We start from the raw sequence: 24,699 nt of genomic DNA on the forward strand, positions 1-24,699 counted from the left end.
CTAATCATGGAATGTAAATCGTTGATCACCGATGACTACTTCATCGCCATCTTGGATACCACGTTTTTTCAATTCCGCATCTAAATCCATGTAACGCCAAATCTTTTGGAATCTTCGCAATGCTTGTTCATCATCAAGATTTGTCATAGCCACCAATTTCTCAATACGAGAACCACTGATAATATAGGATGCATCATCGCCACGAGTAATGACGAAGTCAGTATCAGGTTTTGCTTCATAGTATACAGTGTCATCCACCACTTCTGGCTCTGGCACGTAATTTTCAACATAATACCATGCGCGTTCAACTAATGATGGCAACCCTTCTCCAGTCAATGCATTCACCGCAAATACTTCATAGTCTTGATCAGCAAAGTATTTTGTCACTCTTGGCAATGTTTCTTCGTCTTGTAACAAGTCTGTTTTATTCAATACGATTAATTGTTTTTTCTTGCTCAATTTTTCGCTATATTTAGCTAACTCTTCATTGATTTTATGAAAGTCTTCAATAGGGTCACGACCTTCTAATCCAGATACATCCAATACATGGAGCAAAATATTACTACGTTCTACGTGACGCAAGAAGGAATGTCCTAAGCCAATGCCTTCACTAGCCCCTTCAATCAAACCTGGAATATCTGCCATAACGAAACTTTTACCTGGTGCTACAGAGACTACCCCTAATACTGGAGTTAATGTAGTAAAATGGTACGCAGCCACTTCTGGTTTTGCAGAAGACACTTTGCGGATGATAGAGGATTTACCCACGCTTGGATAACCTAGTAATCCCACGTCAGCCAGCACTTTAAGCTCTAAGTTTAACCAACGCTCTTCCCCAGGCTCTCCTTTTTCAGCAAACGTTGGTACACGGTTAGCACTATTTTGAAAGCGTGCATTACCACGACCACCGCGACCACCTTTGGCTACCATGTAAGTTTGTCCATCTTCGACTAAATCAGCCATTAATTTACCAGACTCTTCATCTGTTACCGTTGTTCCTAATGGAACAGAAACAATTAAATTTTCAGCACCACGACCATGCTTATTAGCACTTTGTCCAGCACCACCGGTATCGCCTTTAAATTGACGTTTATATCTAAAATCAACAAGTGTATTGATATTTCTATCAGCTTCTAAAATGATGTCGGCACCTTTACCGCCATCGCCACCATTCGGTCCCCCTTGTGGCACATATTTTTCTCGACGGAAACTACTCATACCGTTACCGCCATCTCCCGCTTTTACTAATATACGGGCACGATCTATAAACATATTTTTTTCCTCTAGCCCTATAGATAGAGCGGCCGAAGCCGCTATATCATAGAGTTTTTACAATTTCAACAGCCCGTTCCAACTGTACATCCTCTTCAGGATTTGCTTTGGACGGCTCCACAATTTCATCTGGTATAATACCAATACCATCGATGACCCTATCATTAGGTGTATGATAGCGAGCAATAGTAATTTTTAAACCTTCTTCATCAAGACCTTGTACTACACTTTGCACAGTACCTTTACCATAGCTTTTTGTACCCACAATAATGCCAGATTTCGTATCTTGCACCGCACCAGCAATAATTTCTGAAGCGCTTGCAGAGTTACCATTAATCAAAACCACTAATGGCATTAGACTATGGTCACCTCTAGACATATAGGCGCTATTTCGGCCTTTTCTAGTTTGTACCGTTACAATCGGCCCTTTAGGTATCAAATATTGCCCTATACCATGGGCAGTAGTGATTAAACCACCTGGATTATCACGCAAGTCTAATACTAAGCGTTTCATCCCCTTAGCTTGAAGATCCTCATAGATTTTAGTAAACTCATCTACTGTTTTTTCAGCAAACTGCGTTAACCGAATATAACCGACACTATCGTCTAGCATCTTACCTCTTACAGTAGGCATGACAATAGTTTTTCGTTCAATGGAAATCTCTTGCTCTTCTCCGCTACGAAGGATGCGAAGCACTACAAATGTACCTGCTTCACCACGTATATGATTAGCTACTTCTTCTTTTTCTATATCAGATATAGGTGTCCCATCAATCGCAAGAATTTGGTCTCCTTTTTGAAGTCCTGCTGCTTCTGCTGGTTGCCCTTCCATAGTAGCACCTACTTTGAGAACTTTACCATCGGAAAAATCCAATAATAAACCAATACCGCTATAGGTAGAAGATGTATGCATCTCAAGTGCTTTCATATCTTCTTTATCCAAATAAACAGTATGTTTATCATGGGTACCTTTAGCTAATCCCTTTAACATATTCACAAAAAGTTCTTCTTTAGATGGTGAGTCCATAGCCCATTGTGTAGTGATGTAATAGGTGTAACCAAATTTAGCAAGGCCTAAGGGGGATCCAGAAATATACCAAAAGAAACCAGTAAGCATAATAAGGAATACAATTAATAACTTTATCAGCTTACCTATTAACTTATAGATTCTATCTTTAAAACTTAGCTGCTCTATTTTAGGAGCAACCTCTTTTGACATCTCCATAGTAGTATAAGCTTCATCGTGTTTTTCAGAGATAAACAAATACTCTTTTATTCGTATCCAATTAGATTTTTTTTTCTTATCTTCCATAGTCTCCTCTATAAGTATCCCATCGGATCTGTTGGTTCCCCATTAATACGTACTTCAAAATGAAGATGTGGACCTGTAGAACCTCCGGTATTACCAGAATAGGAAACAACTTGACCTTTTGATACCGTTTGACCTGGACTTACTGCTACCTCACTATTATGAGCATACAAAGTAGACATACCATTTCCATGGTCAATGATGACTGTATATCCATAACCGCTGACCCATCCAGCTTCTACGACAACGCCACCATCCGCTGCATGCACTGGTGTACCTTCATCCACACCAAAGTCAGTGCCCGCATGTAAACGACGTGTGCCATAAATTGGGTGAATACGCCAACCAAAGTCAGACGTAATAGGCGCCACGACAGGAGCTGCTAATTGACCAGATCCTTGTACCCATGTAGCACCACCGCCACCACCGCCTTGGCTAGCAGCCGCTGCTGCCGCTGCCGCACGTTCCGCAGCCCGCTGTTGCAACATGGCTGTAATACTTGCGGAGGACGCCATCAACTCATTATACGCACGTTCTGCTGTATCTCGGTCATTCATAGCCCGTTCTAAGACAGCTTGACGTTCTGCTTTTTTCTGATTGATCAAGTTTTGCTTTTCTTGCGCTACTTTTTCTAGTTCTAATACTTTAGCTCGATCTTCTTCTAATTTAGCTTTTTTGCTAGCAATATCTTCTCGCTCTGTTTTGATAGTGTTGATCAAATCCATATCGGATTGTAGAATGCGTTTCAACATTTCCATACGGTTTGCAAAATCGCTAAAATCTTTAGAACCCACTACTACATCTAAATAGCTTAAACGACCATTGATATAGATATCTCGTACTCGTTTATAGAATACTTTTTCTCGTGATTGTAAACGTTCCTGTGCTGCTTTTAATTCTGCCTCTGTTTTCGTAATATCTTGATCTAAACGAATACGATCTGCTTGCACTTGTTTTAAGTCTGCAGTGGCTGTATCTAATTCAATCTGTATAGCATGTAACTGTTCATATACGGTACCAATCGTTTTTTCTGCTTCCGACTTTTTATTGGCCTCATTTGTCAATTGTTGTTGAATATTTGACAACTGATTCGTTAAGTCTTCATCTTGTGCTTGATACCAGTACGGTGTAGCCATCATGATAGAACCGCATAGTAAACTAGCTACTAGTGTTACTGTTTTTTTCTTCATCATTCCTACACTTTCATATATTGTTTTAACGAAATGGTACTACCAATAGCACCCACAATCACACCTATCCCAACTAATCCTGCAGATAGTTGATAGATAAACGGCATCATTGGTACCAATGGCATAAAAGCAAAGTTTGCAATCACTTCCACTGTGATATAGCGATAGAATTGCCAGGTAGCAATGCCTGCAATCGCACCACCAATAGCACCTAAGAACATACCTTCTAATACAAAAGGCCAGCGGATAAACCAGTTTGTGGCACCTACATATTTCATAATTCCAATTTCTTTACGACGGGCAAATACAGTCAAACGAATCGTATTGGAAATGATAAATAAGGTAGCCCCTGCTAGGAAGCCGATGAGCACAATACCACCGATACGAATAATCTTTGTGACTTCAAAAATTTGTTCAATCACGTCTTGTCCATAGTGAGCACTTTCTACTTCTGGATATTTAGAGACAATTTCCGCTGTAGATTTCACTTGGTCTGGTGTATTGAATGTTAACACATAAGACGTTGGCAATGGATTATGTCCATCTAGGGAATCGACTAATTGCTGTTGCTCCCCTAAGCGCTCTTTAAAGCGTTTCATAGCTTCATCTTTTGTGACAAACTCAATGTCCTTTAGCTCTGGCAAGGCTTTTAACTTTTTACCTAATTCCATCACTTGTGGTGTTGTTAAGTTATCCTTCAAGTAGATACTAATTTGTACTTGGCTCTCTAAATGGGATGCCAAATTGTTAAGGTTTACCACTCCACAGGCAAATACACCCAAGATAAACAAGGATAATGTGACAGTGGAAATAGATGCCAAAGACATCAATCCATTACGGCGCATGGATTGAACGGCTTCTTTTATATAATACTTAAATGTTCTAATTTTCATGGAATGCGGCCCCTCTCATTTGATCACTTACTACACGACCACCTTCTAAGGCGATCACTCGTTTGTTTAGATAAGACACCATATCCATATCATGTGTTACCATCACTACGGTTGTACCAGAGTTATTGATGGCTTTAAAAAGATCAGAAATATCGCGGCTTGTTTGAGGGTCCAAGTTACCTGTTGGTTCATCTGCAATCAACACCAATGGTTTATTTACAATGGCTCTAGCGATAGCTACCCTTTGTTGCTCCCCACCACTAAGATCTTGTGGCAAATCATTAGCTTTATCGCTGAGTCCGACCAACTCTAATACATTTAAAACTTTCTCTTTGATTACTTTCGGTTTTTCCTCGATAACTTCTAGTGCGAACGCAATATTTTCAAACACTGTTTTTGATGGTAATAATCGGAAATCTTGGAATACAATACCTAACTTTCTACGCAAGTACGGTACTTTACTAGATTTGATACGTGTTACATCAACATCATTCACAATAACCGTTCCAGAATCTGGTGTGACTTCATGTGAAAGTAACTTAATAAATGTTGATTTACCTGCTCCAGAATGCCCACAGACTAATACGAATTCTCCTTTTTCAATATGAATCGATACATCCTCTAAAGCAATAGAACCATTGTCGTATACTTTATGGACATTTCTAAATTCTATCATTCTATCATTCCCTTCCTATTTTCGTGCTATACCTCGTTTGGTAGCTGCTACAATATCAGCTGCTGTTAATCCATATTTTGCCATCAATTCTTTTGGTGTACCAGATTCACCAAAGGTATCTTTCACACCGACAAATTCCATTGGCACTGGGTACTCTTTTACCACTACTTCGGCTACCGCACTACCTAAACCACCAATCACATTATGTTCTTCAGCGGTAATTAATAATCCTGTTTCTTTTGCAGCCTTCACAATTGCTTCTCCATCAATTGGTTTAATAGATGCCATGTTGATAACACGCACAGAAATACCTTCTGCTTCTAATGTAGCTGCTGCTTCTACTGCAGGTCCTACTAAAGCACCACAGGCAATAATCGTAGCATCCTTACCGTCACGTAATTGTTGAGATTTACCCGGTACAAATGTGTATCCTTCTGATGTCACATCTTCTACACCAGCACGGCCTAAACGTACATACACAGGACCATGATACTCTGCTGCCCAAGCAATCACAGCTTCTGTTTCTGCTGCATCTGCTGGTACCACAACTGTCATATTAGGTAATGTACGCATACAAGAAATATCTTCCAAACTTTGGTGTGTCGCACCGTCTTCACCGACAGTAATCCCTGCATGAGTAGCACATACTTTTACATTTAATTTTGGATAGCATACGGCGTTCCGCACTTGTTCAAAGGCACGACCGGTAGCAAACATAGCAAAGGAAGATACAAATGGCACTTTTCCTGCTGCTGCTAAGCCAGCACCTACAGAAATTAAGTTTTGCTCTGCAATCCCTACATTAAAGAATCGTTCAGGATATGCTTTTTTAAATTCATCAGTTTTTGTAGATTTTGATAAATCTGCATCTAATACAACAACATCTTTATGAGTAGCCCCCACTTTTACTAAGGCTGTACCATATGCTTCACGAGTCGCTTTTCCCATGATTACACCTCCAACAATTCCGCTACAAATTTGTCACATTCTTCTTGTGATGGCGCTTTACCATGCCAGCCTACTTGGCCTTCCATAGCTTGTACACCTTTCCCTTTAATAGTATTCATAATCACTATAGTCGGCTTATCAGTAGTTGCTTTTGCTTCTGTAACTGCTTCGTGTAAAGCATCAATGTCATGACCATCCACCACGATCACATGCCAACCGAAAGCTTTGAATTTTTCATCAATTGGTAATGGACTCATAACTTTTGTGATATCGCCGTCAATTTGTAATCCATTAAAATCTACAAAAGCTGTTAAGTTAGACAATTTATAATGTGCTGCAAACATCGCTGCTTCCCATACTTGTCCTTCTTCTAATTCGCCATCACCTAGTACGGAATACACACGGTAGGAGGCTCCATCAATCTTACCTGCCAATGCCATACCACATGCTGCAGAAATACCTTGTCCCAAGGAACCAGTAGACATATCTACACCTGGAATGTATTTCATATCTGGATGACCTTGCAAGATATGGTCGATTTTACGCAAGTTTAATAATTCTTCTGTTGGGAAGAACCCTTTTTCTGCTAATGTAGCATATAGAGCTGGTGCAGCATGTCCTTTGGATAAGACAAAACGATCGCGATTTGGATCTTTCGGCTCATTTGGATTTACATTCATTTCTTGAAAGTACAACAAACTCATTACATCAGCAATAGATAAGGATCCACCTGGATGACCAGATTTTGCTGCTGTAACAGCTTTCACGATGTTTACACGAATCGCTTTTGCTTTTTCTTGTATCAATTGTTTTTGTTCAAGTGTTAACATACTATACCCTCCCGTGTTATACACAATTCTAAGGTAAATTATTTATCATGCAGCATGCCAATGGCAATGCGGGCATTCTCTAAGGCATTTCTTCGTAGTTCATGGATGTTTTCTAACACAGTTTTGGTGAAAGTCTTTCGTTCCAACACTTCTACTGTACGTGCCACAATAGGTTCTACTGTTAATGTATGTAAATCACCTACTGGCACTTCCCCAATCATATGAAGAAAGTTTAAAATTTTAGGATCATAAGAGATCCCTAAGCAAGGTGTTTCCATTAACGCACTAAATACTAATGCATGGAGCCGTACACCTATCATGACATCCACACAACTACTCAATGACAGTAGCTCTGTTGTGCTATAGGCATCAGCCAAAACCGTCGATCTAACTGTCATCCGTTTGGCAATGGCTTCTGCCTCCATCGTATCTTCCCTATGTTGCATAGGAATAAACACGATATGAGTCTCTGTTTCTCGATGAATCTGATCTAGAGCCTCTGCTAATGTAGTTTGATACTCTGTGCAATCTTTCCAAGCACGTACGGAAACGCCCACAATTGGTTGGTCTAGAGGCACCCCATACGATGCCAATATATCACGACCTGCTGTGGCCTCCACTGGGTGCATCCCTAACACAGCATCAGCAGTTACTGTAATTGGTACATGATGTATACCTAGTGAAAGCAGCTCTTCTTTTGAGGCATGATCTCGTACAGTAATCATAGACACTTGATTCAAGACACGCCCCACCGTACTACGGGCTAAGGATTTACGCAAAGGTCCAATACCTTGTGCATAAATCATCACTCGTTTTCCCAATGTATTCGCTAACGCAATAATGCTTAAGTAATAATACAAACTGCGAGCACTTGTTACATCTTGCAACAAACTACCACCGCCACTGATGAGCATATCACAAGAATATACAGCTTGGTATATCTTCCACATATCAAAACGACCAATGGCTTTCACCTTATGAGTGCTCATAGTTTCACTGGGATTTCCAGAAATCACCGTAATCTCGGCCTTCGGTTCTAATTCCAGCAATGCTTGCAAAATAGAACTCAATAGGGCTTCATCTCCGGCATTACCAAATCCATAATAACCGGAAATGAGTATCTTACACATGACTTTCACCTCGTACTTGGAACCAACGAATGCCATAGCCGATGAAACGTACCGCTATAATCGCTACTAAACCTATGACGATACCTAATAATAATCCATCATAACCACGAGCAATGGACATGTACACTGGTGTACGTAAATGACAGAATGTTTCCACCATAGAAGCAATACCTATGACTGCCGCTATGGATAAAGCAAAATGCATGACCATTGGAATACGGCGTCCCACAGCATAGGCTGCCAGCATAAACGCTGGATGACCGATTAAAAACTCTTTTTCACGAGGGCGAGCATACATCGTGTTTTCTAAAAATCTACGTAAAGCTAGTTCCCAAGACGGTACTGGTACGCCAGCTGTATGACCACTACGCCCTACAAAGACATAGGCCACTACCGCTAAAGCCCCAACGATTAATAAACTATAGACTTTAATATCAATTTGAACAAATTCTGTAATAAAAGATTTCACATCACTTACAGAAGATATAGTTCGTCCTTTCCAAATCGGAAAGCGTTGCAAATATGCTATGGCAGTCAATAGTACTGGTGCCACAAAGGTTAATTTTACGCCTCGGAATAATGCAAATTCCATGAAGAACTGCGTACTACCTAACATGGCAGCAATACTAATTCCCCCAATAGCTGCAATCAAGGCTGCCACGACTAGATATACCACAGATTCTAAGGTACTTCTCCAAGGAGATATACCCGTGTGGTTCCGTTTTGACCAACAATCAAAGATCATCGTCATTGCCAATACTGGAGCAGAAATAGCGGCTACTAATGCCCAAGCCGACATAATTTTTGTCCCTGTAGTCAATATATAGATACCAACAGAAACGATACTGCCCAGTGCGAATAAACCTAGTAAATATGATTTACGTATATGTACGAACTGACCTAATGTAAGTGTTGCCAAGCTTATGACACCTGTCATCGTTAATAATCGCAACAGGGTATTCGGGAAGTACACTGGATATACAGAGGCTTCTCCAGTAGTAAAACCACGAGCTTGTAGTTTGTCTGTCACTTGTTTCGCCACAAACAATGTAGTTTCTAAAGCAGTTTTATTATCTACACCTTGTTCATAAATTGGAAATAAGTTATACCGTATATTTCGTTCAATATCGCTAATATAGAACCATTGAATTAACTCAGCTGGGGTTAATTTACGTACTTCTTCCTTAGATACTGTGTACAATCTTCCTACTTTATAATGATTGGCATTGGCCATCTCCAAGAACCCTGCTTGTGGAAAATATTGCAATTGATTCACCGCTTCAATTCCTACTAGCGGAATTTGGCGTTTCTCTAATTGCTCCAGTGTGCGATCCACATGTAATGGATATCCTAACGCTTCTTTTCCAACAAAAATCATGCCTGTTACACCAGATATACCATCAATACGTTGGAATACATGATCTACGTCTTCTACTGTGGCACCTTTATAATTTGTTGGTCGAACAATCACATGAAAGCCAAGTTTAGCTACTTCTTCAGCTTGTAATCTAGAAATACCTAAATTCATATCTTTTAAAGAATCACTTGGTAAAGCTAATCCTAACATAGGGCCTAGCTCTGTTTGCAATATATGTACTTTATTTTGACCTAAACGGCGTAATAAATCATCCTGTACTTCTTGAAAGTAAGCTTCTTTACCTGGAATCATTCCGATATAGGTAGTACCTGGTTGCACTCCTGTGATTTGTAATTGTTGTAAATCATTAGATGTATACATACGAATATGACCAGCATCGGTTTCCTTTTGTAAGGTTCTATCATAAATAGCTAATGCTGTAATCCCAGACTCCTTGGCAGATGCAATTGCCTCCCCTAAAGATCTTTTTTCATAGGCATTAGCACGAAGTAAACCATCATAATCTATAATATTTTCAATTTGTTCTTGCTGAGCCTCAATGTAATGACGCTCTTTTACTAATAGTAATCCACTTACAATACCAGCAACAAGAAAAGCTAATAAAATCCATGTATAGAAAGATATGTTTTTTAACTTCATAGTTCCTCCTACTGTGTTACTGGATGAACAAATACGTGAATCTCTTCACGCCCCGTTTCTACACGATCCAAATGAACAGGAATTGGGAAGTTTTCAAAATTATAAAGAGGTATCGCTTTCACAGCTCCGCTAGACAAGCGATTCAAACTAGCACCACCAATGGATAACTTTTCAGTAGAAAATTGTAGTGTATTACCTTCAATCTCCAAATGACCTTGTATAGTTACCTTACCTGATAAAAAGCCACCTACATCAATCTGACCACTCATAACAACACCTCGATCAGATATATCGACTGTTTCAATCGTCAAACCTTTTGTACCTTTTTCAGATAACTGCTGTTCAATATATTGTTTCAAATCATCTTGATGTATGATTCCCTCAATATGACCTTGCCCAAAACTAGTGAAGTGCAATCGTTCCTCTAAAAACAGCTCTACTGGCTCCACTTTAATTTGTCGTAAATCAAAAGCTAGTCGTTGGACTTTCAATTTACCTAGCATAACACCATCCAAATAGCCGCGAAATGAATCAATGTCTCCTAAGGTTAACTTAATTCCTGGCGATGATTCAATGCGCATAGATTGCGCTTCTGGATGTAAAGCCCCTTGCAATCTAGATTCCACCTGACTACTTACGAAAGATGGTAATACTAAGGAAGAAAGCCCTAGGATAATACCGACTACTACTAAGATAAACACTATTGTTTTTAAAAAGAAATTTCTCACGGTCACTCCATTATATTGATAAATTCGCTTCTTTCTTCAAGAAACCTTCCATAAATTGATCTAGGTTACCATCCATAACTGCCTGTACATTACCAGTTTCCACACTGGTACGATGATCTTTTACCATATTATAAGGATGGAACACATACGAACGAATTTGACTTCCCCATTCAATAGCTTGATACGTACCGCCTAATTGTTCTTTTAATTCAGCTTGTTTTTCTAACTCTAATTCAAATAATTTAGCTCGCAATAATTTTAAACATTGCTCTCTATTTTGAATTTGTGAGCGTTCACTTTGACACTGTACGACAATCCCTGTCGGAGTATGTGTCATACGTACTGCAGAGTCTGTTTTGTTGATGTGCTGTCCACCTGCACCGCTAGCACGGTATGTATCTACCTGTACATCTTTCATATCCAAATTAATTTCTACAGTCTCATCAATTTCAGGCATCACATCGACAGCACAGAATGATGTGTGGCGACGTGCGGCAGAATCAAAAGGAGAAATACGAACTAAACGATGGACCCCTTTTTCAGATTTCATATACCCAAAAGCGTTTTCCCCTTTGATGAGGAATGTGGCACTTTTAATGCCCGCTTCATCACCTACTTGTTCATCCATAAGAGAAATACTATACCCTTGTTTTTCTGCCCAACGCAAGTACATACGAATCAACATGGAGCACCAATCTTGTGCCTCCGTACCACCGGCACCAGCATGGAATGTAAGGATGGCATTGTTCTTATCGTATTCACCACTTAATAAAAGCAATACTTCACGATGTTCTACTTCATGGGTCAACTGTTCTACCATAGTAGTCAATTCACCTTCCATAGATGTATCTTCCTCATCGATGGCCATTTCTAACATGAGCTTTGCTTCTTCAATGTCTGTAACAAGTTTTTTATATCCTTCTACGGCATCTTTTAATTGCGTAGCTTCTTGGGAAATATCACGAGCCGAATCTGGATCATTCCAAAAATCAGGATCACTCATTTTTATATCTAATGTTAATATGCGTTCTTCTTTTTGAGCGATGTTAAAGTGAATCCCTCATTCCAAAAATACGCTCCTCTAAATTGTCAATAGGACCTTTTAAGTCTTCTAACAATTTATTCACCTCTTTCTTTCATTCTATAAAACAAATGGCCGCACAGGAGATGTGTCACCTCGCTGCGTGGCCATGAAAGTCTAGTCTACGTTTTGTGGTTCCAACACGTCTTCATGGTGGGTCTTAGCATCAGCTAGATGATCAACCGGTTCTTCTTCTGCTATTGTATCCACATTAATTTGGATACGGTATAAATACATAATTGTTTCATCCGTAATAGCTTGTTTCATATTTTCGAACATGTCATAAGCCTCAAATTTATATTCTACTAATGGATTTTTTTGTCCATAAGCGCGTAGGCCAATCCCTTCTTTTAACATATCCATAGCATCCAAATGTTCCATCCATTTGCTATCCACAACTTTTAGCATGATTGCTTTCTCAAGCTCACGCATATTTGCTTCTCCAAATAAGGATTCACGTTTTTCATATTCTTTGTGGGCAATGTCAATTAAGTGGTCCTGTAATTCTGCACGACCATACTCTTCCATTTGTTCCACTGTCAACATACCTGGTTCCAAGAAATAGATCTCTAAATGCTTTAATAAACCTTCATAGTTCCATTCTTCTGGATATAATTTTTCATCTGCATATTGATTCATAGCGTTGATAATTAAGTTATCTACCATATGTAAAATCGTTTCACGCAAGGATTGGTTATTTAAGATCAAACGACGTTGTCCGTATAATACTTCCCGTTGTTGATTCATAACATCATCATATTCCAAGATATACTTACGAATATTAAAGTTATGATTTTCTACTTTTTTCTGTGCTCGTTCGATGGATTTAGTAATCAAAGAATGCTCAATTGGCTCATCTTCTTCCATACCTAATTTATCCATCATACCAGCAATATTATCTGCGCCAAAAATACGCATTAAATCATCTTCCAAAGATAAGAAGAATTGAGAGGAACCATTGTCCCCTTGACGGCCAGAACGACCGCGCAACTGATTGTCGATACGACGACTTTCATGTCGCTCAGTGCCCAAAATATGTAAGCCACCTAGTTCAGCTACTCCTTCTCCTAAGGAAATATCTGTACCACGACCCGCCATATTGGTAGCAATTGTTACCATACCATACTGACCTGCATTAGCAACAATTTCCGCTTCTTTTTCATGATGTTTCGCATTCAATACATTATGTGGTACGCCAGCTTTCGTCAACATATCACTAAGCATTTCAGATTGCGTAATGGAAGTAGTACCCACCAAGATTGGTTGACCTGTTTTATGACGTTCCACTACATCACGAACTACAGCACGATATTTAGCCTCTTTTGTTTTAAAGATTAAATCAGGCATATCAATACGCGCCAACACTTTATTCGGCGGAATTTCGTAAACTTCCAAACCGTAAATGTTATTAAATTCTTGTTCTTCTGTTTTCGCTGTACCAGTCATACCAGACAATTTTTCATACATACGGAAATAGTTCTGGAAAGTAATAGAGGCTAAGGTTTGACTTTCACGTTCTACACGTAAGCCTTCTTTTGCCTCAATGGCTTGGTGTAAGCCATCGGAATAGCGACGACCGAACATCAAACGACCAGTAAATTCATCAACAATAACAACCTCGCCATCTTTCACGACATAATCTTTATCTCGCTCCATCATAGCATAGGCACGAAGAGAAGCACTTAACAAGTGATTCAATTCTAAGTTAGAGGAATCATATAAGTTTTCGATGTGTAACATTTTTTCAACTTTTGCAATCCCTTCATCTGTAGGGGCAATCGTTTTTTGTTTTTCATCAATAGTGTAATCTTCATCTTTCACCAAGTGTGGCACTATTTTAGCTAATTCATAATAGCGTTCTGTAGAGCGTTCCCCTGGACCAGAAATAATGAGTGGCGTACGAGCTTCATCAATTAAGATAGAATCCACTTCATCGACAATAGCATAGTTCAATGGGCGTTGTACCATTTGATCTGCATGGATAACCATGTTGTCACGTAAATAGTCAAAGCCAAACTCATTGTTTGTACCATACGTTATATCTGCTCCATAGGATTGTTTCCGTTGATCGTAATCTAAACCAGCTACGATTAAGCCAGTAGATAAACCTAGGAAGTTATATAAACGTCCCATCCACTCGCTGTCACGCTTAGCCAAATAATCATTAACGGTTACCACGTGAACACCTTTACCAGATAGAGCGTTTAAATATACTGGTAAGGTAGCTACCAAAGTTTTACCTTCACCTGTACGCATTTCTGCAATATTACCACGATGTAATACAATACCACCAATCATTTGCACATCGAAATGACGCATGCCCAATACCCGTTTAGATGCTTCACGAACTACAGCAAATGCTTCTGGCAAAATATCATCTAATGTTTCACCTTTAGCCAATCTTTCTTTGAATTCTTCTGTTTTAGCTCGCAAAGAAGTATCGCTCAAGGATAACAAAGACGGTTCCAGTCCATTAATTTCTTCAACAATGGACCGAATCCGTTTAATTTCTTTTGCATTTTTATTGCCCAATAGCTTTTGTATAAAACCTAACAAATATCTCAACTCCTTAAATATGGAAAGTATTTCAATTAAATACTATGTATCTAGATTATTATAGCCTACTAGCACTTAATAGTCAAAAAGAACTGCGCTTTTTAAGACATCTTCATGGAACACTCACAAAACAAATACTAGGAAGTCTCCCGCAACGAAGACTTCCTAGCATTCTATACTTATTATGACTAATGCAGCAAAGTTTTACATGTACTTTGCATCCTTTGTTTCATATTCCAATACCGATAGGATCGTTGTAGCTCCCGTAGTTGTTCTGTCAAGGCTACTCCTTCTAATAAAGAACGAACTAAATCAGCAGACTTCATATATAACTCATCGATCTTTACAGCCTGCACATAATTAATACTTCCTTCATTGCGAATAATTACATCCACCAAACTGACATACTCTTCTACAATTCCATCATTAAACTTAGCACTCTCCAATTGATTATGATTGATGGCCATATTCATACAGGTACAAAGCATGCACATATACTCCACCGCACCTGCTAACTTTTTCGGTGTTAAAGCCGTTTGCAGTTGTTCTTTGGCTACTGTCAACGACGTACTAAAAAGGATCTTATAAAAACCTGTTTTGTCTAATGTATAATCGTATTCATTCATAGGTATCCCCCTTACTGGTGTTTCTATTAATTCTATACGTTCTTATAGACCATCTTTCATATTCGCCCGGCCTAGGGCTCCTCCTTTCTCTTACTATTTCATTTCGCAAAAATATGGGCGTTCTTTACAAAGTATAACAAAAGTTGATATTTTGCTATTGATTATCATCCTGATTTGTATTTATAATATATATTTTTTCACTATTCGTCAATTATTTCCCACTATAAAAGTCATATAAAATACTCATAATGCTTTATATATCAGCACTTTTAATCATATATAGTAACATTATGTACTGACGCTATATATTTACATTAAAAACTACTGTCCAATATACAGCTAGAAATATCTCCAACTTTCTAGTAATATATATCAAAAATAAAAAAGCAGATACTGTTTACACAGTATCTGCTAATCCTTGGTGCCGGAGGTGGGACTTGAACCCACACGGTGTTACCCGCTTGATTTTGAGTCAAGTGCGTCTGCCATTCCGCCACTCCGGCTCGTCAATGATATTAGTATACACAGGAGCAGAAAAATTGTCAATCTTTTTCTACCCCTCTATTATACTTAAAACGCAAATTATTCTTGCATTTATATTTCTTATAGTATCCCTCAAGATTTACCTTGTCCATAAGTCTCACAAGAATCTACAAAAGCTCTAGCCGCTGCCTCACTACCTGAAAAATTTATATGCAAATAAGAGGCTAAAATATTTTTATAGGAGTATCCCCCTTGATAGGCCTTAGGCTTACGCCCTCCTACTAACTCAAAGGCCCAAGGAAATGGACTTTGTGTAGGTGTCATAGTAGAAAAATGAAACTCATGTCCCTGTAAAGTATCTTTCACAGACCCTAAAATACTTGGCTCCAACATAGTAGCACTTACATAACCTACACGTTGTAAGCTTTGCTGCATTTCACAGGTAGCTGGTACAATCCCCACCATAGGATACGTATTTCCTTCGAAATCAGTCACTGCTTCTGTCATATACATGAGACCGCCGCATTCCGCATAGATTGGCATACCTTTTTCACTGGCCTTACGTATACTATCTTTCATAGATTCATTATTCCCTAATTGAGATAAAAACATCTCTGGAAAACCACCACCAAAAAAGATCCCATCTACATCTGGCAAGGATTCATCTTGTAAAGGACTAAAATAATGCAACTCCGCCCCTTCTGCTTCTAACGCTGCTAGGCTAGCTGGATAGTAGAAGGAGAATGCTTCATCCAAGGCGATGCCAATGCGCGCGCGTTTTTCTATAGCCTCTACTACCTCCTCAGTTTCCACAGACAAGTCCGCCGCACTTTGAGCTAACTCTACTAAGGCTTCTAAATTCACCATGACTTTCACAGCTTCACGAATGGTAGCAATAGCCTCTGTAGGATCAACTTCTGTCACTGGTGTCAATCCTAAATGACGTTCTGGTGATTGCATGCGCTCATCACGACGAATGGCACCTAGTACAGGAACCCCTAATTTCTTCATCGCCGTCCGTATCATATGTTCATGATTATCCGATCCTAATCGGTTTAAGATAACCCCACCAAATTGTACCTCTGGGTCATAATCACGAAAGCCTTTAGCAATGGCTGCCGCACTTTCTCCCATAGCCTTACAATCGATAACTAACACCACCGGAGCTTTTAAATCTTTGGCAACTTGCGCCGTGGAACTAACGCCTTCACGTCCCCCATCATAAAGACCCATTACACCTTCTATAATAGAAATATCAGCAGTCTCCGCTTGCCCCACAAAAAAGGGAATCAACTTATGTGGTGGCACAAGCCAGGTATCTAAATTATAGCATTCTCGTTGACTAGCAATTTTATGAAAGCCCGGATCAATATAATCCGGGCCTACTTTAAATGCCTGTACCGCTTTGCCCTGCTCTGTCAAAGCCGCCAATAGCCCTGCTACAATGGTTGTTTTTCCAACACCAGAGTTGGTGCCTGCTATAACAATTCTTGGTCGTTGTACAGTGTTCATAAAATACCTCTTAGCGATCTTTACGTTTCGCCAAAATTGTAGATAAATAGTTTAATTTTGTATCAGATGGCAAAGCATCTACATTACGATAGACTTCTTCCTCTGGTAATCCAACACGAGAAATCATCACAGCCTCTTCTGCCATATCATGTTTGCGAAGTGTTTCTTGCACTTCAGAGAAGTTTCGATACACTTTCATAATGACTGCATCATCAGCTACGGCAAGTACAGCATCAATTTTTTCTTTTGGTGCTGTAGCTGGAATAATCGCTAATACTTCTTCTTTTTCTACAATTGGGTACCCCAAGTGGGATCCGATTGCACAAAATGCAGTAACACCTGGAATAGTTTCAATATCAAAACCAGCAGATTCTACTAAGCGATATACATACATATATGTACTGTAGAACATTGGATCTCCCAATGTTAAGAATACAACTTTTTTACCTTCTTCTAGTAATCCAGTAATGATTCTACGTGCTTCTTCCCAACCTTTAGATTGTTCAGTATCATCCAATACCATTGGGAATACAACAGGTACGATTTCTGTATGTTCTTGAATATATGGTTCTGCAATATGTAAGGCTACAGAGCCATCTTTTTTTTCTGTTTTCGGTGTAATAATGACATCTGCTTCTCCAACAATGCGAGCAGCTTTTACAGTCATCAACTCAGAGTCCCCAGGACCTACACCAATACCATATAATTTACCTTTCATCAGGACACCTCTTTTATATATCAACATTGAACTAGTAAGAATCACTAATTCCAAACTACTATAATTAATTAGTATATCATGACTTGCTATGAATGTACACGACACCACCAAGTATTTCTCTTATTAAGTCGCATAACCACCGACATACATGATTTATAGTTTTATAATCGTCTTTGGTATAAACCTTGCATAGCATCTGCTAAGTGTTCTACATAGATGTCTTGAATTTCGGCATATTCACCAAGACCTTTTTCGTATTGTACCACTTCATAGCCTGCTTTTGTTAATTCAGAAAGTAAACTATCTTCTTCCTCTCCGAATAAATCATTCAATGCATGGTCACCACAAACTAATAATAGAGGATGTAAATGTACTTTCTTAGGTTCGTGACCTTCTCGTTCCCATCGTTCTAAAATATCTTCAGGTGTTGGGAAATTTTCCAATGTAGCAATGGATGTATTACGTAAACCGTCATGTTGTAATTTCAATTGTAGCACTGCATAGGATGCATTCCCTACATTAAATCCACCATGACCTACTAAGAGTAAATCTTCTGTTTCAGGAACCTGTAAGGCCTTAATAAAGCGATCAATCAAAATTTGGTAATCGTCTGGCACTTCCTCCTCTTGTCCCATAAAATACAAAAGTGGTCTGCCAAATACAATTTCTTGTACAGAGCCTTGTCCTTTGAACGCCATAATATTTTTTCGAAGCTTATCAAACTCTGCACCACCTACTAAATGTGTAGGCTGCACAATGATGCGCTCATAGCCTTCTGCCACAATCGATTCCATCGCCTCAATTTCATTTTGGAATATAATATTTCTATCTTTCAAACGCTTAATGACAATACGTGATGTAAAGGCTAACCGTACTTCATGACTCGGATTTGCTTTACGAATGGCATCTACGACTGGGAAAATTTGATTTTCTCTTGCGCTGTCTACAGTAGAGCCAAAAGATGTAACTAATATAATCTCTTTCATATCTATACCTCATACTTAAATTAAGAACATACCTATCCTATAGTGTATAAGAAAAACAGAGTTCTGTAAAATAAATATAAGTCATTATAAAAGAGCTATACCCAGTTGTCTTCATAACAACTAAGTATAGCTCGTTTCTTATTTTACTTTACAGTAATCGCAATATCATCATTTTCTACTACTACATGAATTGTTTTACCTTCTCCTACTTTACCTTCTAAGATAGCATCAGAAATTGGATCTTCTACTAACCGTTGGATAGCTCGTTTCAAAGGTCTTGCCCCCATAGCAAAGTCAGTTCCTTCTGCCACGATTTTATTCATAGCTTCATCAGATACTTCTAGTTCCATACCTTGTTCATGTAATCGTGTTGTCACAGATTGCAATAAAATACGCACAATACTTTGCAATTGTTCTGTTTCTAGAGCATGGAAAACAATCATTTCATCAATACGATTTAAAAACTCTGGGCGGAAATGAGATTTTACAGCTTGGAGTACATCTTTTTTCATAGACTCTTTATCTTTTCCACTTTCTTCTTCTCCTTTAGCCGCTAAGAATCCCATAGCTGCCGTATCTTCTTTGAGATATTGCGCTCCTAAGTTACTTGTCATAATAATCACTGTATTTCTGAAATCGACTGTACGACCTTGATTATCTGTCAAACGTCCATCATCCAAGACTTGTAATAAGATATTAAAGAAGTCTGGATGCGCTTTTTCCACTTCATCAAAGAGAACCACACTATATGGGCGACGACGAACAGCCTCAGTTAATTGACCTCCTTCATCATATCCTACATAGCCTGGAGGCGCTCCCACTAAACGGCTCACCGCATGTTTTTCCATATACTCCGACATGTCGATACGAATCATAGCATTTTCATCGCCAAATAAATTGGATGCTAAGGATCTAGCTAATTCTGTTTTACCAACCCCAGTAGGGCCTAAGAATAGGAAGGAACCAATTGGACGTTTTGGATCTTTTAATCCAGCTCTTGCACGGCGTACCGCTTTCGATACAGCTACGACAGCTTCGTCTTGACCGATGACACGTTGATGCAATTCTTCTTCCAAGCGCAATAAGCGTTCCGATTCTTCTTCTGCCACTCGTGATACAGGGATACCACTCCATTCAGAAACAACAGCGGCTATTTCAGACTCTGTCACTACTAGCTTGGATTCGCTGTCTTTTTTGCTATCTTCTTGTTTTGATGCAATGTCAGATTCTAATTCTTTTTCTTTATCACGAAGTGTAGCTGCTCGCTCAAAGTCTTGGGCTGTAACAGCTGCCTCTTTTTCTTTTTGTACTTGCACTAACTCATCTTCTAATGCTTTCACATCTGGAGTTGCCGTAAATACAGCCATACGCACTTTCGATGCTGCTTCATCCATGACATCGATCGCTTTATCTGGCAAGAATCGATCTGCAATATAACGACTTGATAAATGTACAGCTGCTGCCAAGGCTTCATCTGTAATTTGCACCTTATGAAATGCTTCGTAGCGATCACGTAAGCCCTTCAAAATAGATAACGCATCTTCTTCACTTGGTTCCCCCACTTGTACCGGTTGGAAACGACGTTCTAAGGCAGCATCTTTTTCAATATGTTTTTTATATTCATCTAATGTAGTAGCTCCAATCACTTGGAAATTGCCACGTGCTAAGGCTGGCTTCAAGATATTCGCTGCATCCATGGCTCCTTCTGTAGCACCTGCTCCAATCAAAGTATGAATTTCGTCAATAAATACAATCATGTCATCATGATCCTGCACTTCATCCATCACTTTTTTCAAACGTTCTTCAAATTCTCCGCGATATTTAGCTCCTGCTAACATGGAACTCAAGCTCACAGAAATAATGCGCTTATCTCGTAATACATCCGGCACATCACCACTGACAATGCGTTGTGCTAACCCCTCTGCAATGGCTGTTTTACCTACCCCAGGTTCTCCGATAAGAACTGGATTATTTTTCGTGCGGCGGCTTAAAATCTGAATCACCCGTTGAATTTCTGTATCACGACCAATGACAGGATCAATTTTACCTTGTTTTGCACTTTCATTAAGATCTATAGCATAGTCAGAAATTTCGCCTAAATCACTAGCTGTACCTTGTGTTGGATTAGAACTTGGTTCTTCTCCACCTACAATAGCATTTACTTTTTCTACTACATCTTCTGGACGAATTCCTTTTGCTGCCAATAATTGCATGGCTACCCCACCACCATCGTACAATAGACCTAATAAAATGTGCTCTGTACCGATGTAGTTATGTCCACGACCATTGGCGGCTTGTTGCGCTAAATCCAATACATGTTTCGTACGCGGTGTCATTTGTAATTGACCTCCTCTATGCGTACCTTTACCAACTGCACGAATCACTTCTTGTTCCAATGCCTTTCCTTCTACTCCTAAGGCTAGCAACGCACGCGCAGACACTGATTTTTCTTCTTCCACAAGACCTAACAACAAATGCTCTGTTCCTACATAATTATGTTTATATTCAACTGCTTTTTCTTGGGCAATTGCTAACGCACGTTTTGCCCCTTCTGTATATCTTTCTATCATTTTCTTCCTCCTTTTGAACCTCGTAATAAGGTATCTCGTATTACTTGTGCCCTTTGACTATCACGTTCCTGCGAGCCCATCGACTCTTTCCCCACTAATTTGGCCAGGAAATTTGGTCTTGTAATAACTAGCATTTCGTGAAAGTTCATGGTCACATCTATTAATTTCATATCTATGCCTAACTGCACATCACTCAATAAAGCCAAGGCTTCTTCTCCTGAAATACGGCGTGCATGGGTCAAAATACCATAGGACCTCCACACCTTATCTTCTATGCCTTCTTTATCTGTAGTCCATAATTCAGACCGTGCTTTTTCTTCCTCTTTCACAACACCTTGTACAATCTGTGAAAGTTGGTCAATCGTTGCCTGTTCACTGATTCCCATCGTTTGCTGATTAGAGATTTGATATACATGGCCTAATCCCTCAGATCCTTCACCATAGAGACCTCGTACAGAATAGCCCATGCGGATAATACTACGAATAATACGCTGTAATTTGCCCGTCATTGATAACGCTGGAACATGAACCATCACAGATGCTCTCATCCCCGTTCCTACATTGGTAGGACAGGCAGTTAAGTATCCAAAGTCTTTTGAAAACGCATAATCGTATTTACTTTCTATCACATCATCAATAGCTACCGCTCGTTCATAGGCTTTTTCTAATTGTAATCCTAATTCCATGGACTGAATCCGCAAATGATCTTCTTCATTCACCATAATGGCAATACGAGAGTCTTCAGAAATGATGGCACTTCGTTCTTGACTCTGGGTCGCCAAATTAGGAGAAATTAAGTGTTTTTCTACTAGTACATCTCGTTCCATAGGGCTTAATGATGCCAAGTTAATTTTTGAAAAACTTTTACCATAGGCCATTTGTAAAGGGTTAATCATAGACCGCATATACCCATCAACCTTAGTTAAATCATTGAGATCTCCCCGATTTGTAAAGGATACTCCTTTAAAGTTTCTTGCTAGTCGAATGCGACTAGATAAAACAATGCGATGATCTAAGCCGGTTTCTTTCATCCAAGGCGACAACGCCTCATCTAAAATAGTGTGTAACATAGACCCTCCTTAATTTGATTCTTTAGACTGTTCTAACGACTTAATTTCATCACGAATTTGTGCAGCTCTTTCAAATTGCTCTTCCTTTACCGCCTGAATTAGCTCATTTCGTAATTGCTTAATAGTTTGCTCTACTTTCAAATCTGCCGCTCCTCGTTGAGGAATGCGACCTTCATAAGAAATAGATCCTTGAATACGCTTAATTAAGGGAACTAAGTGTGCTCGAAACGCTTCGTAGCATCTATCACAACCTAATCGACCTTGATGATTAAACGCCGATATAGTCATGCCACATTGTGGGCAAGTAATCTGTTTGCTATTCCCCAATGCACTTTGAGGATACATAACATTGGCAAAAAATTGATTATTAAAAAAGCTATCATCAAACATAGAGGAAAACATGTTTCCACCTCCCTGCTCTTTTTGATTCGCACATTGTTGGCAATAATGATGCTCCTCTTTTGCTCCATTCACAATAGATGTCATATGAATGTTTGCATTTTCTTTACCACAAGAATCACATTTCATAGTCTACACCTCCTCATTTATGATGTTCATAATGGCTTGATAAAAACGCTCCGCTGCTTCTTTTCTACGTTCCACTGGTACATCTTGTAAAATTCTAACAAATGCTTCATGCAACATCGCTGCTTCACGTTTTGTAATACGCGCTTCTTTCATATGTTGAAATAATACTTGGTCAATGCGACCAATTGTAATGGCAGGTTCATCTTCATTACGTTGTGGAGATTGTTCTAAAGGAATCAAGACTTGTTTTCTCACTGGTTCCATAACTCTAGTAATTGTGATAGATCCACCTAGTCCACGTCTAGACTGAACAAGGAACCCTCGATCATTAGAAAAACGTGTACTCAACACATAACTAATTTGTGATGGTGCACAATCCAAAGCCTCCGCTAGTTCGTTTCTCCTAAGCGTAATACCTTCCTGCTCCTCTAACAATTTCGTCAATATAAATTGTTCAATTTTATCTGCTAAAATACTCATAGTATATCCTCATTTCTTTAATTCATGATGTACCATCATCACAACTAGACTTTTTTAAAGAATTAAGTTCCTTCTTATGATGAATGAGACACCCACTTTTTTGACTTTTTGTTCTTTTCTATGGTTAAAGTATATCTGACTTTTTGACCTTTGTCAAATACTTTTTTGACTTTTTGACTTTTTTTGTTTAAAAAAATTGTAGGACCCTATTCATATACGAATAACGCCCCACATCGATGGCACAATAAAAATAAGTAGCCCCTCTATTAGAAAGGCTACCTATTGTGTATTCCAGCAAACAACATCACTCTTACAAATATCATTATTTTGTTTAGTTATATGTGTTATATGTGTTGTGTGTTAGGTTTTGTATTATGTGTGTTTGTTATGTTTGTGTGTGTTTTATGTGTAATAGGTTTGATATGAAGTTCTCACTTCACTGTAAGAGCGAGTGTAGCAATTATTGACGGCTACCTAATTTGGAGTCCAAGAATAATTGTGCAGAACGGCTATCTTGTGCAAATGTGAATTGATCTACTAGGTCAGTTGCATTCGCTTCTTCTTCTACTTGTTCTTCTACGAACCAGTTCAAGAAAGATACTGTAGCATAATCTTTTTCTTCTAATGCTAATGCATACAAATTGTGGATTTTGCCAGTAATCATTTGTTCATGAGCTAATACAGCTTTTGCTACTTCTAAAGGATTAGTCAATGTAGATGCTGTGTTTTTTACATCACCTAGTGTTACTTTTTCGTTGTTGCTTTGTAAGTAATCAATGAATTTGAAAGCGTGAGTTACTTCTTCTTGGTATTGTGCACGTAACCATGCGGAGAAACCTTTGAAGTTAGCATCAGCCATAGCTAAGGAAAGAGCTAAATATGTGGATGCTGCATTAAATTCGAAAATTACTTGTTCGTTAAGAGCTTGTGCTACTTTTTGATTCATATTTTTATACCTCATATACTATTTATAAATTGACAATACACTGATGTGTTCCCACATCGTGTTTTCATTATAACAGATAAATCGAAATAAATCAATCTTCTTTTTCTATTTTTTTCGATTTTTTATCATTTATCCTGTATTTTGATAATA

Annotated in this window: 21 protein-coding genes and 1 tRNA gene; all 22 read right to left on the reverse strand. The window is 38.9% G+C overall.

Annotated elements, in window-relative coordinates; all coding sequences use genetic code 11:
* Positions 1–1,272: a GTPase ObgE gene (obgE, locus tag HMPREF3032_RS06745; protein WP_062403330.1), complete on the reverse strand. Its 1,272-nt coding sequence runs from the start codon at positions 1,270–1,272 to the stop codon at positions 1–3.
* Positions 1,273–1,318: 46 nt separating this feature from the next.
* Positions 1,319–2,584, reverse strand: a complete 1,266-nt coding sequence (locus tag HMPREF3032_RS06750) for a S41 family peptidase (RefSeq protein WP_231723414.1) — start codon at positions 2,582–2,584, stop codon at positions 1,319–1,321.
* 8 nt (positions 2,585–2,592) lie between these two features.
* A complete protein-coding gene (locus tag HMPREF3032_RS06755; RefSeq protein WP_062403486.1) occupies positions 2,593–3,771 on the reverse strand; it encodes a murein hydrolase activator EnvC family protein in 1,179 nt (392 codons plus the stop codon).
* A gap of 5 nt (positions 3,772–3,776) precedes the next feature.
* Positions 3,777–4,664: a permease-like cell division protein FtsX gene (gene ftsX / locus HMPREF3032_RS06760; protein ID WP_009372198.1), complete on the reverse strand. Its 888-nt coding sequence runs from the start codon at positions 4,662–4,664 to the stop codon at positions 3,777–3,779.
* Positions 4,654–5,340, reverse strand: a complete 687-nt coding sequence (gene ftsE, locus HMPREF3032_RS06765) for a cell division ATP-binding protein FtsE (RefSeq protein ID WP_009372248.1) — start codon at positions 5,338–5,340, stop codon at positions 4,654–4,656. Before ftsE ends, ftsX begins: the two co-directional genes overlap by 11 nt.
* 15 nt (positions 5,341–5,355) lie before the next feature.
* Positions 5,356–6,288 carry a transketolase family protein gene (locus HMPREF3032_RS06770; RefSeq protein WP_062403333.1) on the reverse strand — a complete coding sequence of 311 codons (933 nt, stop codon included), beginning with the start codon at positions 6,286–6,288 and terminating at the stop codon, positions 5,356–5,358.
* A gap of 2 nt (positions 6,289–6,290) precedes the next feature.
* A complete protein-coding gene (locus tag HMPREF3032_RS06775; protein ID WP_062403336.1) occupies positions 6,291–7,118 on the reverse strand; it encodes a transketolase in 828 nt (275 codons plus the stop codon).
* A gap of 38 nt (positions 7,119–7,156) precedes the next feature.
* Positions 7,157–8,248, reverse strand: a complete 1,092-nt coding sequence (csaB, locus tag HMPREF3032_RS06780; protein ID WP_062403339.1) for a polysaccharide pyruvyl transferase CsaB — start codon at positions 8,246–8,248, stop codon at positions 7,157–7,159.
* Positions 8,241–10,265, reverse strand: coding sequence for a DUF5693 family protein (locus tag HMPREF3032_RS06785; protein ID WP_062403342.1), 2,025 nt, complete (start codon positions 10,263–10,265; stop codon positions 8,241–8,243). The genes csaB and HMPREF3032_RS06785 overlap by 8 nt, the downstream gene beginning before the upstream one ends.
* An 8-nt stretch (positions 10,266–10,273) precedes the next feature.
* Positions 10,274–10,993 carry an LmeA family phospholipid-binding protein gene (locus tag HMPREF3032_RS06790; protein WP_009372211.1) on the reverse strand — a complete coding sequence of 240 codons (720 nt, stop codon included), beginning with the start codon at positions 10,991–10,993 and terminating at the stop codon, positions 10,274–10,276.
* A 10-nt stretch (positions 10,994–11,003) separates the two neighbouring features.
* Positions 11,004–12,111 (reverse strand): peptide chain release factor 2 gene (gene prfB / locus HMPREF3032_RS06795; protein WP_231723415.1). Its coding sequence is split into 2 segments (ribosomal slippage): positions 11,004–12,053 and positions 12,055–12,111, totalling 1,107 coding nucleotides; the frame shifts between segments, so codons are not numbered across the junction.
* Between the two features lie 80 nt (positions 12,112–12,191).
* Positions 12,192–14,630 (reverse strand): preprotein translocase subunit SecA, encoded by a 2,439-nt coding sequence (gene secA, locus HMPREF3032_RS06800; RefSeq protein ID WP_062403348.1) that lies wholly within the window; start codon positions 14,628–14,630, stop codon positions 12,192–12,194.
* Between the two features lie 188 nt (positions 14,631–14,818).
* Entirely contained in the window at positions 14,819–15,256 is a 438-nt protein-coding gene (locus tag HMPREF3032_RS06805; RefSeq protein WP_062403351.1) for a hypothetical protein, read from the reverse strand.
* A 419-nt stretch (positions 15,257–15,675) separates the two neighbouring features.
* Positions 15,676–15,759 (reverse strand) — tRNA-Leu (locus tag HMPREF3032_RS06810).
* A 112-nt stretch (positions 15,760–15,871) separates the two neighbouring features.
* Complete coding sequence (locus HMPREF3032_RS06815; protein ID WP_009372152.1) at positions 15,872–17,251, reverse strand: cobyrinate a,c-diamide synthase; 1,380 nt, start codon at positions 17,249–17,251, stop codon at positions 15,872–15,874.
* Positions 17,252–17,261: 10 nt separating this feature from the next.
* On the reverse strand, positions 17,262–17,969 hold the full coding sequence (gene cobI, locus HMPREF3032_RS06820; protein ID WP_062403354.1) for a precorrin-2 C(20)-methyltransferase: 708 nt from the start codon (positions 17,967–17,969) through the stop codon (positions 17,262–17,264).
* A 161-nt stretch (positions 17,970–18,130) separates the two neighbouring features.
* On the reverse strand, positions 18,131–18,955 hold the full coding sequence (locus HMPREF3032_RS06825; RefSeq protein ID WP_062403357.1) for a sirohydrochlorin cobaltochelatase: 825 nt from the start codon (positions 18,953–18,955) through the stop codon (positions 18,131–18,133).
* A 143-nt stretch (positions 18,956–19,098) separates the two neighbouring features.
* The gene (locus HMPREF3032_RS06830) at positions 19,099–21,525 is read right to left on the reverse strand and encodes an ATP-dependent Clp protease ATP-binding subunit (protein ID WP_062403360.1); all 2,427 of its coding nucleotides are present in this window, start codon (positions 21,523–21,525) and stop codon (positions 19,099–19,101) included.
* Positions 21,522–22,595, reverse strand: coding sequence for a protein arginine kinase (locus HMPREF3032_RS06835; protein WP_062403362.1), 1,074 nt, complete (start codon positions 22,593–22,595; stop codon positions 21,522–21,524). Before HMPREF3032_RS06835 ends, HMPREF3032_RS06830 begins: the two co-directional genes overlap by 4 nt.
* 9 nt (positions 22,596–22,604) lie before the next feature.
* A complete protein-coding gene (locus HMPREF3032_RS06840) occupies positions 22,605–23,123 on the reverse strand; it encodes a UvrB/UvrC motif-containing protein (RefSeq protein ID WP_062403364.1) in 519 nt (172 codons plus the stop codon).
* 3 nt (positions 23,124–23,126) lie between these two features.
* Positions 23,127–23,603 (reverse strand): CtsR family transcriptional regulator, encoded by a 477-nt coding sequence (locus HMPREF3032_RS06845; protein WP_062403366.1) that lies wholly within the window; start codon positions 23,601–23,603, stop codon positions 23,127–23,129.
* 460 nt (positions 23,604–24,063) lie between these two features.
* On the reverse strand, positions 24,064–24,549 hold the full coding sequence (locus HMPREF3032_RS06850) for a ferritin (RefSeq protein WP_009372173.1): 486 nt from the start codon (positions 24,547–24,549) through the stop codon (positions 24,064–24,066).
* Between the last annotated feature and the right edge of the window lie 150 nt (positions 24,550–24,699).

It is taken from the genome of Veillonella sp. DNF00869, assembly GCF_001553345.1.
Taxonomy (GTDB): Bacteria; Bacillota; Negativicutes; order Veillonellales; family Veillonellaceae; genus F0422.

Coding starts and splice junctions, on each gene's coding strand:
- obgE (WP_062403330.1), bottom strand. CDS start 1,272: ATGTTTATAGATCGTGCCCGTATATTAGTAAAAGCGGGAGATGGCGGT.
- HMPREF3032_RS06755 (WP_062403486.1), bottom strand. CDS start 3,771: ATGAAGAAAAAAACAGTAACACTAGTAGCTAGTTTACTATGCGGTTCT.
- HMPREF3032_RS06835 (WP_062403362.1), bottom strand. CDS start 22,595: ATGTTACACACTATTTTAGATGAGGCGTTGTCGCCTTGGATGAAAGAA.
- HMPREF3032_RS06840 (WP_062403364.1), bottom strand. CDS start 23,123: ATGAAATGTGATTCTTGTGGTAAAGAAAATGCAAACATTCATATGACA.
- csaB (WP_062403339.1), bottom strand. CDS start 8,248: ATGTGTAAGATACTCATTTCCGGTTATTATGGATTTGGTAATGCCGGA.
- HMPREF3032_RS06850 (WP_009372173.1), bottom strand. CDS start 24,549: ATGAATCAAAAAGTAGCACAAGCTCTTAACGAACAAGTAATTTTCGAA.
- HMPREF3032_RS06770 (WP_062403333.1), bottom strand. CDS start 6,288: ATGGGAAAAGCGACTCGTGAAGCATATGGTACAGCCTTAGTAAAAGTG.
- HMPREF3032_RS06750 (WP_231723414.1), bottom strand. CDS start 2,584: ATGGAAGATAAGAAAAAAAAATCTAATTGGATACGAATAAAAGAGTAT.
- HMPREF3032_RS06845 (WP_062403366.1), bottom strand. CDS start 23,603: ATGAGTATTTTAGCAGATAAAATTGAACAATTTATATTGACGAAATTG.
- HMPREF3032_RS06825 (WP_062403357.1), bottom strand. CDS start 18,955: ATGAAAGAGATTATATTAGTTACATCTTTTGGCTCTACTGTAGACAGC.
- cobI (WP_062403354.1), bottom strand. CDS start 17,969: ATGAAAGGTAAATTATATGGTATTGGTGTAGGTCCTGGGGACTCTGAG.
- HMPREF3032_RS06775 (WP_062403336.1), bottom strand. CDS start 7,118: ATGTTAACACTTGAACAAAAACAATTGATACAAGAAAAAGCAAAAGCG.
- ftsX (WP_009372198.1), bottom strand. CDS start 4,664: ATGAAAATTAGAACATTTAAGTATTATATAAAAGAAGCCGTTCAATCC.
- HMPREF3032_RS06815 (WP_009372152.1), bottom strand. CDS start 17,251: ATGAACACTGTACAACGACCAAGAATTGTTATAGCAGGCACCAACTCT.
- HMPREF3032_RS06785 (WP_062403342.1), bottom strand. CDS start 10,265: ATGAAGTTAAAAAACATATCTTTCTATACATGGATTTTATTAGCTTTT.
- HMPREF3032_RS06805 (WP_062403351.1), bottom strand. CDS start 15,256: ATGAATGAATACGATTATACATTAGACAAAACAGGTTTTTATAAGATC.
- ftsE (WP_009372248.1), bottom strand. CDS start 5,340: ATGATAGAATTTAGAAATGTCCATAAAGTATACGACAATGGTTCTATT.
- HMPREF3032_RS06830 (WP_062403360.1), bottom strand. CDS start 21,525: ATGATAGAAAGATATACAGAAGGGGCAAAACGTGCGTTAGCAATTGCC.